At 63.3% G+C, this 13882-nt stretch carries 11 protein-coding genes and 1 tRNA gene; 1 reads left to right on the top strand and 11 read right to left on the bottom strand.

Features of this window, described 5'->3' with window-relative positions; translation table 11 throughout:
- Positions 1–21: 21 nt before the first annotated feature.
- The 9 genes from QU44_RS13210 to QU44_RS13170 are packed head-to-tail and all read right to left on the bottom strand — an operon-like array spanning position 22 to position 8367.
- A complete protein-coding gene (locus QU44_RS13210; RefSeq protein WP_033922773.1) occupies positions 22–633 on the bottom strand; it encodes a retropepsin-like aspartic protease family protein in 612 nt (203 codons plus the stop codon).
- On the bottom strand, positions 630–1394 hold the full coding sequence (locus tag QU44_RS13205) for an MBL fold metallo-hydrolase (protein WP_033922771.1): 765 nt from the start codon (positions 1392–1394) through the stop codon (positions 630–632). The genes QU44_RS13210 and QU44_RS13205 overlap by 4 nt, the downstream gene beginning before the upstream one ends.
- Positions 1391–2167: a TatD family hydrolase gene (locus QU44_RS13200; protein WP_033922795.1), complete on the bottom strand. Its 777-nt coding sequence runs from the start codon at positions 2165–2167 to the stop codon at positions 1391–1393. Before QU44_RS13200 ends, QU44_RS13205 begins: the two co-directional genes overlap by 4 nt.
- Positions 2167–3723: a methionine--tRNA ligase gene (gene metG / locus QU44_RS13195; protein WP_033922770.1), complete on the bottom strand. Its 1557-nt coding sequence runs from the start codon at positions 3721–3723 to the stop codon at positions 2167–2169. Before metG ends, QU44_RS13200 begins: the two co-directional genes overlap by 1 nt.
- A 53-nt stretch (positions 3724–3776) precedes the next feature.
- On the bottom strand, positions 3777–4751 hold the full coding sequence (locus QU44_RS13190) for an AAA family ATPase (RefSeq protein WP_033922769.1): 975 nt from the start codon (positions 4749–4751) through the stop codon (positions 3777–3779).
- Positions 4748–5371, bottom strand: coding sequence for a dTMP kinase (tmk, locus tag QU44_RS13185; protein WP_197054323.1), 624 nt, complete (start codon positions 5369–5371; stop codon positions 4748–4750). Before tmk ends, QU44_RS13190 begins: the two co-directional genes overlap by 4 nt.
- A complete protein-coding gene (locus tag QU44_RS13180) occupies positions 5368–6531 on the bottom strand; it encodes a D-alanyl-D-alanine carboxypeptidase family protein (RefSeq protein ID WP_033922794.1) in 1164 nt (387 codons plus the stop codon). Before QU44_RS13180 ends, tmk begins: the two co-directional genes overlap by 4 nt.
- Before the next feature lie 29 nt (positions 6532–6560).
- Entirely contained in the window at positions 6561–7355 is a 795-nt protein-coding gene (locus tag QU44_RS13175; RefSeq protein WP_052134845.1) for an SPOR domain-containing protein, read from the bottom strand.
- On the bottom strand, positions 7339–8367 hold the full coding sequence (locus QU44_RS13170; protein WP_033922767.1) for a lytic murein transglycosylase: 1029 nt from the start codon (positions 8365–8367) through the stop codon (positions 7339–7341). The genes QU44_RS13175 and QU44_RS13170 overlap by 17 nt, the downstream gene beginning before the upstream one ends.
- A gap of 133 nt (positions 8368–8500) precedes the next feature.
- Between QU44_RS13170 and QU44_RS13165 the strand changes: the two genes are divergently transcribed.
- Positions 8501–8590 (top strand) — tRNA-Ser (locus QU44_RS13165).
- 174 nt (positions 8591–8764) lie between these two features.
- On the opposite strand, the gene QU44_RS13160 is transcribed toward QU44_RS13165, so the two are convergent.
- Positions 8765–11254 carry a TonB-dependent receptor domain-containing protein gene (locus QU44_RS13160; protein ID WP_052134844.1) on the bottom strand — a complete coding sequence of 830 codons (2490 nt, stop codon included), beginning with the start codon at positions 11252–11254 and terminating at the stop codon, positions 8765–8767.
- A gap of 358 nt (positions 11255–11612) precedes the next feature.
- On the bottom strand, positions 11613–13882 hold a 2270-nt coding region (locus QU44_RS13155; protein WP_033922766.1), incomplete at its 5' end, for a TonB-dependent receptor domain-containing protein.

Genomic DNA, 13882 nt, shown 5'->3' with positions numbered 1-13882 from the left:
ATATTATGTAAAACGGATATGCTATGCAGCGCGGTTTGGCTCCAGGATGAGCGTCTGTTGCTCAACCCGCCACGACCCCAGACGCGATAGAAAATTCATGCCGATGACGTTTACGTCGCCAAAGTTTGGCGACACAACGACCGACAGATCGCGCGTCTCGAGTTGGCCGCCAATGGAAACCGTTTTGGCAACGCCGCGCCTTGCGGCCACGGTGCCGTTTGCGGTGTTCAGCAGCACCGGAAAGTTGGCTGCCGCTGTGTCGATGCCAGCGCGTTCTGCAGTTTCCACCGATAGCGCGGTGATCGTGGCACCGCTGTCGATCAGCATTCGGACCGGATGGCCGTTGATGGCGACCCGAGCATAAAAATGGCCATCGGTCGATTGCCGGATCCGAACCGTGTCGCCCTCGACCGATTGGCCCGAAATACCCAGCCGCTCGCCGACGCTGCCAAGCGCAGCCTCGATGGGATCACGGTTAATCACCGCGAGATAGATCAAGCCGATAATGGCCGCCCAGCCGAGCAACGATCGAACGAACAGCCCGATCGACATGCGGCGCAGGCTGAGCGAACTCAGCACCAGCACGAGGACGCCGACACCCAATACCAGATTGAGCGTGTCGTCTTCGCTCACGCGATCAGTTCCATGCCGTCATAGCCGGGTTCGATGCCCGCCGGCAGCAGGTTTCGCAAGGTCGCATAGTCCATCGACTGATCCATATGGATCAGCGCCGCCGTCGCCGGTCGAACCCGCGCGACATAGTCCAATGTCGCCTCCAGATGCGCGTGCGATGGATGGGGTTCACGTCGAAGGGCGTCGACCACCCAGACGTCGCAGCGCTGATACAATTTCTCCATTTCGTCGGTAAGCGTATGAAAGTCAGTCGAATATACGATCGACGCGCCATCGTGGTCGAAGCGCAACCCGGCACTGGTGATGCCGCCATGCGGCTGATCGACGACGCGCACGACGATGTCGCCGATCGTTACCGTATCGTTCAGCGGATGCAGTTCGACCGTCGGCGAATAGGGTCCGCGACCATGAAAGACGTAGTGAAAACGTCGCTCCAGCGCCGCGAGCGTATGCGGGCGCGCGTAGCCGACCACCTGCCCCTCCTTTGCATGCGCGATCTGGCGCAAATCGTCGATGCCGTGGGTGTGATCGGCATGATCATGGGTCCAGATCACCGCGTCGATCTGCCCAATCTCAGCCGCAAGCAATTGCTGCCGCATATCGGGACCAGTATCGATCAGAATACGGGTGGTCGCGGTCGACACCAGCGCTGCCGCACGGGTACGCCGGTTGCGGGGCTCGGATGGGTCGCACGCCCCCCAGTCATTGCCGATCCGGGGAACGCCGCTCGACGTGCCGGTTCCTAGCAGACGGATCTTCATGCGCGCGTCTTGGCAAACAGCGTGTGGAAATTGCCAGCCGTCGCCTGGGCAAGCGTTTCGACGGTTTCGCCGCGCAAATCGGCCAGGAACGCAGCGGTGTCGGCGACAAAGGCGGGTTCGCCCGGACGCCCGCGATGTGGCACCGGCGCAAGGAACGGTGCATCGGTTTCGATCAATAACCGATCGAGCGGCAAACGCGCCGCGACCGCCTGCAAATCGCGGGCGTTTTTGAACGTCACGATACCTGAGATCGAAATATAGAAACCAAGCGCAAGTGCCTGATGGGCAAAGGCACTAGTGCCGGTGAAGCAGTGGATCACGCCGCTAAAAGCCCCCTTCCCCAGTTCGTCGCACAGGATGGCGGCGGTATCTTCCTCGGCATCGCGAGTATGGACGATGATGGGCAGGCCGGTGGCGCGTGCGGCGGCGCAATGTGCGCGGAAGCTTATCGCTTGCGCCGCGCGATCGCTGTGGTCGTAGTAGTAATCCAGCCCGCATTCGCCCAGCCCTACGACGCGGGGGTGGTCGGCCGCCTCGATCAGCGCTTCGGCATCAATGTGCCGGTGCGCATCGGCCTCATGCGGATGGACGCCGACGGTTGCCCACACATCGGCCTCATGCTCGGCAGTGGCGACGACGTCGGCCCATTCGCTTTGCCGGGTCGAGATGTTGAGCATCGCGGCGACGCCGCGCGCGCGGGCACGCGCAAGCACCGCTTGTTGTTCGTCGACCAACCCTTTGTGATTCAGGTGGCAATGGCTGTCGGCCAGCATCATGCCGCCGGTTCCTCCTCGGGGATGTCCAGTCGAGGGAAGATGGGGGTTGGCGGGGCGATGCGAAAGCCCGTTGCCGCATGGCCGGCATACCAATCATTGTCGGCAAGCGCGGCATGGCTGCGATCTTCGACCCCCAATTGATCTAGCATTGCCGCCGCTGCGGTCGGCACCACCGGCAGGATGGTGATCGCACATAGCCGGATCGCCCGGATCAGCGTGCCCAGCACCGCCTCCATCCGATCGGGATCGGTCTTGCGCAGCGCCCAGGGTGCCTGCACGTCGATATATTGGTTGCAGGCAAACACCCCGCGCATCCACGCCTCTAACGCCTGGGTGAGGCCATGATCGCCGAACAGCCGGATGAACTCGGCATTGGCCTCGGCAACCGTCGCCAGCAGCGCCGCGTCGGCAGGATCGCCCTTCCCCGGCCCCGGCATCGCACCGTCGCAATTCTTGGCGATAAATGCCAGCGTCCGCTGCGCCAGATTGCCGAAGCTGTTCGACAGATCGGCATTGGCGCGCATGGCGATCGCGCGCGGCGAATAGCTGCCATCCTGGCCCCAGCCGATGTCGCGGAGCAGGAAATAGCGCAGCGCATCGACCCCGAACGCATCGGCCAGCGCCATCGGATCGGCGACATTGCCAAGCGACTTCGACATCTTCTCGCCGCGATTGAGCACGTGGCCGTGGCCGAACACTTCTTTCGGCAGGGCAAGCCCCGCCGACATCAGGAATGCGGGCCAATACACCGCATGAAACCGGACAATGTCTTTGCCGATGATGTGCGATGCCGCCGGCCAATAGCGCGAAAGCTCACCGCCATCGGGATAGCCGGTGCCGGTGAGATAGTTGGTTAGGGCATCGACCCAGACATACATCACATGGCCGTCGCTGCCGGGCACCGGCACGCCCCAATCGAAGCTGGTGCGCGATACCGACAGGTCGATCAGCCCGCCCTCGACGAAGCGAAGCACTTCGTTGCGGCGGCTTTCGGGGCGGATGAAGCCCGGATTGGCGGCGTAGAAATCGAGCAAAGGCTGCTGATATTTCGACAGGCGAAAGAACCATGTCTCCTCGGCAGTCCATTCAACGGGCGTGCCCTGCGGCGAAAGCTTCACGCCCCCTGCCCCCTCGGTCAGTTCCTTTTCCTCGTAAAAGGCTTCGTCGCGAACCGAGTACCAGCCTTCATAACGATCGAGATACAGGTCGCCTGCGTCCTGCATCGCCTGCCAGATCGCCTGGCTGGCGCGATAATGTTCGGGTTCGACCGTGCGGATGAAACGATCGCACGAAATGTTCAGACGCTGCGCCATATCGCTGAAATAGCCTGACATCTCGTCGGCGAGTGCGCGCACCGGCACGCCGCGATCGCGCGCGGTCTGCACCATTTTGAGGCCATGCTCGTCGGTGCCGGTCTGGAAGCGCACATCGCGCCCAGCCTGCCGCTGGAAACGGGCAATCGCGTCGGCGGCGATCATTTCATAGGCATGGCCGATATGCGGCTTGCCGTTGGGGTAATGGATCGCGGTGGTGATGTAATAAGGTTCGGCCATGCGCGGCGTTTAGGGGGTGGAAGGGGCGCGGCACAAGCCCCGTTGCCCAGCCGTCAGCGCGCCAGGCGTGCGACGATGCCACCGATTTCGAACACGGCAGCACCCGCATCCTGCGACAAGCCGATTGCCGCACCCGCGACGTCGCGGGCGGCGGCATGTGCATCGAGTGCTTCGCGCAGCGCCCTGCCCTGCAAGGTGTGCGCGCGTTCGGCCAGGAAGGTCGGCACCCGCTCCAGAAACGCGGCGTAGCGGGGTTGCGCGGCCTTTGGCCCCAGCGCCTTGGCCAGTCGCGATCGAATGGCATTGTCGGGATCGCCGCGATCGGCGAGCAGCGCCAGATCACGCTCGATCGATGCCATATCCAATCCGGCAAAGCGCAATGCCTTGCCCGGTGATCCGGCGCCCGCACGCACCAGCACCGCGATTTCGTCCTCCCCCGCTTCCGGCAGCACCTGCCGCAGCACCGAAGCGACTTCGGCATCTTCAAGCGGCGAGAAGCGCAGCAGCCGGCATCGCGACCGGATGGTGGGCAGCAGCCGCCCCGGCGCATGGCTGACCAGCAAAAAGATCGTTCCCGCCGGCGGTTCTTCGAGATTCTTCAGCAGCGCATTGGCCCCGCCGCGTTCGAGATCGTCGATCGAATCGATCAGCACCACGCGGCGCGGCGACATCGACGGCTTGGTCGCGAACATCGGTTGCAACGTGCGGATCTGCGCGATGGTGATGCTGCGCGCGACATCCTGGTCGGGCTTGTCGGCATCTTTGGGTAATCGCGTCAGCAATCGGAAATCGGGGTGCGACCTGGCATCGAGCAACGCGCCGATGCGATGCCCGGCGGGGACAGGTGCCGCTGGATCGAGCGACGGATCGACGGCATAGGCCAGCATCCGGCGGGCCATATCGGTTGCAAAGCTGGCCTTGCCGGTGCCTTCAGGGCCGGTGATCAACCAGGCATGGTGCAGCGCATCGCCCGCCATCGCGGCGGCGAAGGCAGCGCGCGCAGCGTCATTGCCAACCGCCGCCGTCATGGCAACAGATCGGCAAGGCCCGCGACCAGCGCCTGAGTGACCTCCGCCGGGGCCATCGCAGCATCGATGCGCCTCACCCGATCGGGTTCGTTCGCGGCGATCCGCTCGAACCCGGCGGCAACCGCCTCGTGAAATGCGGTATCGCGGGCTTCGAAGCGATCATTCGCCGCACCATCGCGCGCCTGGGTCCGCTGTTGCCCATCGGCACGCGGCAATGCCAGCAGGAAGGTACGATCGGGCAGCAACCCCTTTGAGCCAAAGCCGTGCAGCGCCAGGATCGCGGCATCGTCGATCCCCTGCGCGCCCTGATAGGCGCGGGTGGAATCGACATAACGGTCGCAAATCACCCATGTCCCCGCCTCGATCGCCGGGCGAATCCGCTTTTCGACATGATCGGCGCGCGCGGCGGCGAACAGCAAAGCTTCGGCATGCGCGCTCCACCGTGCGACATCGCCCTGCATCAGCAGGTTGCGGATCGCCTCGGCCCCTTCGCTGCCGCCGGGTTCGCGCGTTACCAGCACGTGAACCCCGCGCGCCTCCAGCGCTGCCGCCAGGGCGGAGGCCTGAGTCGATTTCCCGGCCCCCTCCCCGCCTTCGAGCGAGATGAACCGCCCGATCAAGCGAACAGCGACATCAGGCCGGCCCATACCCGCCCGAAGAAGCCCGCTTCGGCGACCGCAGTCTCGGCGACCAGCGGCAGCCGCTGTTCGCCGGTGTCGGCGCTGGTGATGACCAGATCGGCGATATGCTGGCCGGCGGCGATCGGTGCCTGGATCGGTCCCTGATACACCACCTTGGCGGTGATCGCCGCGCTGGTGCCCGACGGCACGGTGATGGTCAGGTCACGCGGCGCGACCAGGCCGACGGTCGATTCACCGCCCAACTGGACGTCGGCGGTTTCGACTCGCTTGCCCTTCTTGACGATCGGCCGGGCCTTCCAGGCGCCAAAGCCCCATTCCATGAAGCGCACCGATTCACTGATCCGCTGGTTGAAGCTGGTAAGCCCCGCCAGCACCATCACCAGCCGCCGACCGCCCTGTTCAGCCGATCCGGTGAAGCCATAGCCCGCCTCCTCGGTATGGCCGGTCTTGAGCCCATCGGCACCATCGACGCGGCCGAGCAAGGGATCGCGATTGGCCTGGGTGATGGCGTTGCCGCCCATCGTCTGGCCCCAGCTAAAGTCCCGGCGGGTGTAGAATTTCTTATAGAGCTTGGGATGCTCCTCGATCGTCACCTTGGCCAGCGTCGCCAGATCACGCGCGGTGACATAAGTGCGGCCTTCATCGGGCCAGCCGTTGGAATTGCCGAACTGGCTGTTGCTCAGGCCGATCGCCCTGGCGCGCTGGTTCATCAGGTTGGCGAACGCCGCCTCTGTGCCGGCAATCCCTTCGGCCAGCACCACGCAGGCATCGTTGCCCGAGAGCACGACCACGCCGTAGAGCAGGTTTTCGACGCTCACTTCCTCGTTGGGCGACAGGAACATCGTCGATCCAGCCTTTGGCCCATGCCAGCGCTCCCAGGTTTCGGGGCGGACGCGGAATTTCTGGTCGAGCTTGAGTTCGCCCTTTTTCAGCATGTCGAAGATGACATAGGCGGTCATCATCTTGGCCATCGACGCCGGCGGCATCCGCCGGTCGGCACCCTTGGCGTACAACACCGCACCCGACGACAAATCCTCGATAAAGGCCACGGGTGCCGGCGTGTCATAGGGCGGGCGCTGCGCCGAGGCAGGCGTCGCCAGCGCGAGGACGATGGGCGGCAGTACGAGCAGTTTCTTCATGGAAAACACGAACCCTGGTGGCTTGAGGATCATTTCGATCGAAAGACGGTGGCGTCGGGATAGCCGCTTTCGGCCACCCGCGTGCGGGCGGAACTGGCGGCGGCGGCATCGGGGAACGGCCCGAGCTGGACCCGCCAGAAGCGCCCGGCGGCATTTGTCCTGCCGCCAAGCTGGCTGGCAAGTGCCTTTGCCCGCGGCTCGCTGGACAAGGCGGCGACCTGGACGAACCAGTCGCCGGTTGCCGGAGGCTTTGCCGGCGGGGCGGGTTTGGGTGCTGGCGTTGGTCTTGGCGGCACCGCGACCGTAACAGGCGGCACCGTAGCGGGTGGCGCGACCGGCGCTTCCGCCGCGAGTTGCTTGCGAAGGCCGACCAAAAGCACCGGGGGCGCATCGAGCCGGGGCAAGCCTGGCCGTCCGTCAAGCAACGCCGCCTGGTCCTGCGGCGACGGCGTGACGCTTCGAACCCGGACACCCGCCTGCGCCTGCACCCCGAGCGCGGAGAGCGCGCCGGGTGCCAGCGCGATGACTTGTCCGGTGGCGGCAGGCACGCGCGCCGTGACCGGCACCAATATCGTTCGTCCGGTATCGAGCGCCGTCACCTCGGCAACGCTGCCGACCGGCAACGTCGCATGGCCGGCACCGATCGGGCTTTCGAGCGTGTCGGCAAGGGCGGCGCGGCCAACTGCGTCATAGCGCTTGGTCGCGCCCGAGGTGCCGAGCGGCCCGGCGGCGCTCGTGACTTCGGCCGGCGGCGCTTCCTGCGCCGCGGCGGTGCCAGCGGCCGCCAGCAAGCCGACGATCAACAGTTCAGCGCGAAACTTCATCGGCCAGCAACCCCACCGAAAGAGCATAGAAATTGGAGCAATTATAATCGAGGATAACCCGATAATTACTGGTCAACAGATAAGCGGTGCGCCCCTGCCCATCTGGCTCGAGCAATGTTGCCAGCACATCGTCGGTGGGCAGCACCGAGCCTTGCGGCGTCAGGCCGAGGGCGCGCCATTCGGCGATGGTTCGCCATTGGGTGTGCCGGTCGAACACGCGGGGGCAGCGCGGCGAGACGGTGCGGGTTTCGAGCGGCGCGCGCGCAAGGCCGGCGGGCACGTTCACCGCAACGCCCCAGGGCTGGCCGCGCCGCCAGCCGGCGTTGGACAGGTAATTGCCGATCGATGCCAGCGCGTCGGCCTCGTTCGACCAGATATTGGCCTTGCCATCGCCATCGCCATCGACCGCCAGCCGCAGATAGACCGACGGCAGAAATTGCGGATAGCCCATCGCGCCGGCCCAGCTCCCTTTGAGCTGTTCGCGCGCGACGCCGCGATCGATGATCTTCAGCAGCGCGATGAACTCACCTTCAAACAGCGAACGGCGGCGTCCTTCATAGGCAAGCGTCGCCAGCGAGCGCGGCAGATCGAAATCGCCGGTATAGCCGCCATAATTGGTTTCATGCCCCCAGATCGCGATCAGGATCGGCCCAGGCACCCCAAAGCGCCGCTCAATCTCTCGCAGTCGGCTCAGATTGCCCTGATAAGCCGATCGCCCGCGCCCGATCCGAGCCGCATCGACATGCCGTGCGCGATAGGGCGCGAAATTGGAGATGGGGGCATTGGGGCTGGAACTGCCCGGCTGGCTGCGATCCAGATCGATCACGCGCGGATTGACCGTCAGCGTCGGCAATACCGCGTTCAGCGTCCGCTCGCTCACGCCGTCGCGGATCGCCTTGGTCCGCACGGTGGCGAGATAGGTCTGGAAACCGGCATCATCCTGCGCCGCCGCGCCGCCGCCCCCACCGCCAAGCGCCAGACCGGCCAAAAGGATCGAACCCAAAATACGCATTACCAAGCTCCACCCGGCCCCCGCCGGCCGTGGTGCCGACTATTGGCACATTCTTACCCGCCGCAGGAACCCCTTGGCGTCAGGAGGCTTGCAGAAAACCCGCCGACCTGTGTAATCGCTGAGCACGGCATGCGGAGAGGTGGCCGAGTGGTTTAAGGCAGCGGTCTTGAAAACCGCCGTGGGTGGAAGCTCACCGTGGGTTCGAATCCCACCCTCTCCGCCACCGCCCGTTTCGGGCCGGCGCGCAATCGCGGGATCAGGGTGATTTTTCCGCGTTCCTCGCATAGCCCTGACCGCGGCAGGCCGGTCAGCGCCACGTTGCTGTCGTTTCAAACGACAATCCCGGCCGCGCCGTTTGGGGCGCGACCGGGATGGCGTGGTACGTGGTAGGTCGGCGTTAGAAGAAGAAGCGCAGCGATGTAGAGACCGAGCGACCAAAAAGCGGCCGTGCTATGACGACGCCCGATGCTGGCACGGCCCCTTCCGAGATGCCCGTGATCGCACGCTCGTTCAGCGCGTTGTTGGCATTGATGCTAAGTTCGACGCGCTCCATCGGCCGAACCTGCGCAAACAGGCCAACAGTGGTGTAGCCTGGCATCCGCAGCAGGTTAACGTCCTGGCTGAAGCTGTCGGTGACGCCGATGACATTGGCACCAACCGTGAAGGTGTCGGTGTCGAACTGCGGCGTCAAGCCGAACAGCAGCTTGGGCTGATTGCGCGGGATGTTACCTTCCAGCGCCGGGTTCTCAGCGCTGCTGATCTCGGCTTCGGTGTACGTGGCATGCGCCATGACGCTGAACGGACCACGACGGAAGCCGCCCTCAAACTCAACCCCATAGGCTTCGTAAGCGCGCGTGACCGAGCCAAGCTCAAGCACGCCGGTGGTAGGGTTCGTGCGGATCTGTGAGTTGGTGTCATCGGTCTTGGCGTGGAAGCCAGTCAGGTTCAGCGTGATACCGTTCTTGCGGAACTTGAGCCCGATTTCGGCCTGACGCACGCTGTCGTCGCCAGCGCTGCTGTCGAGCAGCGCGCCGGTTGTCGGGCTGAGCGCGGCGGTGAACAGGATCTTGTCCGCCGCGGCTCTTCCACCCAGGCTGTAGCGGGCGAACATGGCAAATGGCTCTGCAATGCGATAGTTCACGCTAGCCGAATATGACAGATAATCGTGGCGGTAGTTAACCGGCTGGGTCACACCCACCGGAACGAACGCCACCAGCCTTTCAGGCGCCGAAATGATGCCGTCGCTGTTCATGTCGAACTGCCGCACGCCAGGGTCGTTCATGATGTTACCGCTTGCACGGCTGTTGTCCCAGCGAACCGAACCACCCACGGCGATCTTGCCCTTTGAGAAGTTGACCGAGGCAAAGGGCGCCGTCGTCTGGTAGGTCACATTGTTGTCGCGGATGTTGCCCGAAGCACCGGGGCCGCCATAGTTGCGGTAACCGCCTTCGGTCAGCAGCGCACCGGCTGCATTCCTAAGGTTGAGCGGCACCGCCTCGCCACCTCCCACGACATCCTGAAAGAAGGTCGCAAAGCCGATTTCTGAAACGAACTTCTGGTTCGACCGATAAAGGCCCGCCGTCGTCGTCAGATCGCCACCGCCCATATTCCAAACGCGGCTGAGGCGCAGATCGTTGGTCATATTGCTGACATCGGGGGCATCATTGTCGGAATAGAAGGACAAGGAAACCAGACCGTTGCCGTCTGCGGTATTGAACGGCTGTCCTGCGCGCGGCCCCGCTGCATAGCTGAAGCCAGCGCCAGCGCCACCAAAGCGGGTCGCAAACTGACCGGCAGGTGCCGCACCCGACGGTATCAGGGTCGTATTGCGTGCAGACTGGTCGGTATAGCGGAAGCGGTTGGTGACCGACCATTCGCCCAGGCCGAATTGCGCGTCAAAGCCCAGCGACTTGGCCTGAACCTCTACACCGTTCGTGAAGTTCCTGCGCCGCGCGGCCCCCGACGAGCCCAGCGTAAGGACGACGGGCAAACTGGGCGACAGCATCGAATCGATGCGGCTGTCGGCACCACGCGGATCGGCGAACGACGGATTGTCGTTGGTGCCAGTGATCAGCAGCGGCATACCGGTAAAGGCGGGAACCTGATCGTCGAGCAGCTTGGCATAGACGCGGATGTAACCGCCATTGAACTGCTTGGTGACGTTCATCTTCACCTGGCCGCCGCGCATGGCGTTAAACCCGGTTTCACGCACGCCTTCGCCCTCGCGGTAGAAACCGCCGACATGGAAACGCCAGCCATTGCCAAGCTGCCCACCATAATCGAAATCGGTGCGATAGCTTTGAAAGTCGACGCCGATGGTGCCCATCACCGATCCGCCCTCGACCTCACCGGTCTTGGAAATCAGGTTGATCACGCCGCCGGGGGCGTTGGATGCGAAGGTGGAAGCCGAGCCGCCACGGATGGATTCAACCTGGCCGACATTGAAGTCAGCGCGCACGAAGAGGTCGGGCGTCAGGCGCATCAGGTCGCCAAACTCCATGACGGGCAGGCCGTCTTCCTGGATCTGGATGTACTTGCTGGCGCCGTTGACCATTGGCAGGCCGCGCACGGTGTAGTTGTTCTGCGATTCACCGGCCCCTGCTTCGACGCGGATGCCGGGAATGTTGCGGAACAATTCGGCCAGCGAGCGCGGGGCGAGACGGATGATCTCGTTTTCCTTGATCGCGCTGGTCGAGGTTGCGCTGTTCAGACGATCGCGTCCGCGTGCGACACCGGTGGTGACCATGTCCCCATCATCGACGGTGCGGCTTGCCTCCCACGCGGTAACCGGCTCGGTTTCTTGGGCAGAGGCGGGTGCGACGAAACTGCCAGCGGCGATCGCGATGGCCGATGCGTAGTGGGTAAAACCAAAAGTCCGACGGTTCATTTTCAAGCCTCATCACCATGACGTATGAGGCATTTATAGGAGGGAGGAGGAACCGACGGCGCGGATGCGCTATTTTTCCTTTAAACAGTGCAAAGTTCGACAAATCTGCAACAGTGCCATGGTTCGTTATATAGTAGAACGACTATCGGAGAACTGCGATTATGTCTGCTTAATCTATTATTTAAAGTGACATTTACCATCTTTACATGTGAGAATTGCGTAGTTGCCACAGGGTATGGCGACTTGGACTGGGCCGCATTACGTCGTGCCAAGCTGTTGAATGGGTGCACTATCAGCCGAAACCGACATCGCGGCTGCGCCAGGTGTTGGCGCAGCCGCGATGCCGCCGCTTGGTGTTTTAGAAGAAGAAACGCGCCGATGTTGTGACGGTGCGGCCATACATGGTGCGGGCCATAACCACGCCCGATGCTGGGATCGCGCCTTCGGTCACGGCGGTGATGGCACGTTCGTTCAGCAGGTTGCTGGCGTTCACGCTCAGTTCGACCCGTTCCATCGGACGGAACTGGGCAAATGCCCCCACCGTGGTAAACGCGGGCAGACGCAGCTGGTTGACGTCCTGGGCAAAGCTTCCTGTGGTGCCAATGATGTTGGCCCCCACCGAGAACTGCTCGGTGTCGTACTGCGGACGCAGGCCCCACAGCAGCTTGGGCTGGCCGCGCGGAATGTTGCCGACCAGGGCCGGGTTTTCCGCCGCGTCGATTTGCGCTTCGGTATAGGTTGCGTGGGCGGTGAGGCTGAACGGACCACGACGGATGCCGCCCTCGAACTCAAGCCCATAGGCCATGTATGAACGGGCAACCGCTGCCAACTGGGCAAGGCCGGTCGCCGGATTGGTCGTGATCTGAGCATTCGTCTCGTCGGTAAGCGCATAGAAGCCTGTCAGGTTCAGCACGATGCCGTCCTTGCGGTACTTCAGTCCGATTTCAGCCTGGCGCAGCGTGTCGTGACCTGCAGCACTGTCGAGCAGTGCGCCGGTAGCGGTGCTGACCGCAGGCGTGAACAGGATCTTGTCTGCCCCGGCGCGTCCGCCCCGGCTATACCGGGCGAAGACCGCAAACGGTTCCGACACGCGATAGTTGGCGCTGAGAGAATAGGATAGATAGTCGTGGTTATAGTTCACAGGGAAGGTCACGCCAACCGGGATAAAGGTGACCTGGCTTTCGGGGATTGAGAGCGACCCGTTGCCATTGATGTCAAACGGCTTGGCCCCTCTGTCGTTCATAATGTTGCCGCGCACCCGGATGTTATCCCAGCGCACCGAACCGCCGATGGCGAACTTGCCCTGAGCAAAGTTGAACGATCCGAACGGAGCCGTGACCTGATAGTTCAGATCCGTGTTCTTGGTGGTCCCGCTGCCGCCTGGAAGACCATAGATCAGAACGCCGCCATCCGTGATTGGAATTCCAGTTGCGGTAGCCAGGTTGAGCGGAACCGACTGGCCGCCGCCGACCGCGTCTTGGAACAAGGTCGTGAAACCGATTTCCGATACATATTGCTGGCTCGAACGATAGAGACCGGCGGTGGTGGTGAAATCGCCGCCGCCGACTTTCCACACCCGGCTGAGACGCAGGTCGTTGGTCATGTTGCTGACATCGGGGACGATGGAATCTGCAACGAACGAAAGGGTCAGCAGGCCGTTGCCGCTCGGATCAAATGCCTGACCGGCGCGTGCGCCTGCCGCATAGCTAAGCCGTGCGCCCGGGCCGCCGAATGGGGTTGCGAAAGCTGCGGCAGGTGCTGCTGCCGATGGGAACAAGACGATGCTGCGCATCGATTGGTCGGCATAGCGGAAACGGTTGGTGATCGACCATTCGCCCAAGTTGAACTGCCCATCGAAGCCCAATGCCTTGGACTTGGCGTGCGTGCCCTGGCCGAGATCACCCTGAGTAGGCGCACCCGAGGCCCCAAGCCAGAGCGAACCGGGAAGGCGGGTGGACCATATCGACGATGACCGGATGTCGGTGCCGCGGGGGTCGACGAAGTTCGGTTTTTCATTCGTCCCGGTCACCAGCAGCGGCGCATTCATGAAGCTCGGGGTGCGGTCGTCGAGCAATTTACCGTAGACGCGGATGTAGCCGCCGCTGAACTGCTTGGTGACGTTGAACTTCACCTGGCCACCGCGCATGGAGTTCATGCCGGTTTCGCGGGGGCCTTCGCCTTCACGATAGAACCCGCCGACGTGGAAGCGCCAGCCATCGCCCAGACGCGCTCCGTAGTCGAAATCGGTACGATAGCTTTCGAAGTCGATGCCGATGGTGGCGATCACCGATCCGCCCTCGACCTCGCCGGTCTTGGAGATCAGGTTGATGACGCCGCCCGGCGCGTTCGATGCGAAGGTCGAGGCAGAGCCGCCGCGAATCGATTCGACCTGGGCTACATTGAGGTCTGCGCGCACAAAGGTGTCCGGAGTCAGCGACAGCAGGTCGCCGAATTCCAGGATCGGCAAGCCGTCTTCCTGGATCTGGATATATTTGCTGCCATCGTTGACCAGCGGCAGGCCGCGGACGGTATAGCTGTTGCCAACTTCGCCCGTGCTGGCATTCACGCGAATACCGGGAATGTTGCGGAACAACTCACCCAGCGATCGCGGGGCGATGCTGATGATCT

The sequence above is a fragment of the Sphingomonas sp. 37zxx genome, from assembly GCF_000786205.1.
Classification (GTDB): Bacteria; Pseudomonadota; Alphaproteobacteria; order Sphingomonadales; family Sphingomonadaceae; genus Sphingomonas.
Note: the sequence above shows the minus strand (reverse complement) of the source record. Positions and strands in the feature narration are given on the sequence as shown.

What these genes read in the sequence shown, in the direction of transcription:
- QU44_RS13205 (WP_033922771.1), bottom strand. Translation starts at nt 1,394, where the DNA reads ATGAAGATCCGTCTGCTAGGAACCGGCACGTCGAGCGGCGTTCCCCGG.
- QU44_RS13200 (WP_033922795.1), bottom strand. Translation starts at nt 2,167, where the DNA reads ATGCTGGCCGACAGCCATTGCCACCTGAATCACAAAGGGTTGGTCGAC.
- metG (WP_033922770.1), bottom strand. Translation starts at nt 3,723, where the DNA reads ATGGCCGAACCTTATTACATCACCACCGCGATCCATTACCCCAACGGC.
- QU44_RS13190 (WP_033922769.1), bottom strand. Translation starts at nt 4,751, where the DNA reads ATGACGGCGGCGGTTGGCAATGACGCTGCGCGCGCTGCCTTCGCCGCC.
- QU44_RS13180 (WP_033922794.1), bottom strand. Translation starts at nt 6,531, where the DNA reads ATGAAGAAACTGCTCGTACTGCCGCCCATCGTCCTCGCGCTGGCGACG.
- QU44_RS13175 (WP_052134845.1), bottom strand. Translation starts at nt 7,355, where the DNA reads ATGAAGTTTCGCGCTGAACTGTTGATCGTCGGCTTGCTGGCGGCCGCT.
- QU44_RS13170 (WP_033922767.1), bottom strand. Translation starts at nt 8,367, where the DNA reads ATGCGTATTTTGGGTTCGATCCTTTTGGCCGGTCTGGCGCTTGGCGGT.
- QU44_RS13160 (WP_052134844.1), bottom strand. Translation starts at nt 11,254, where the DNA reads ATGAACCGTCGGACTTTTGGTTTTACCCACTACGCATCGGCCATCGCG.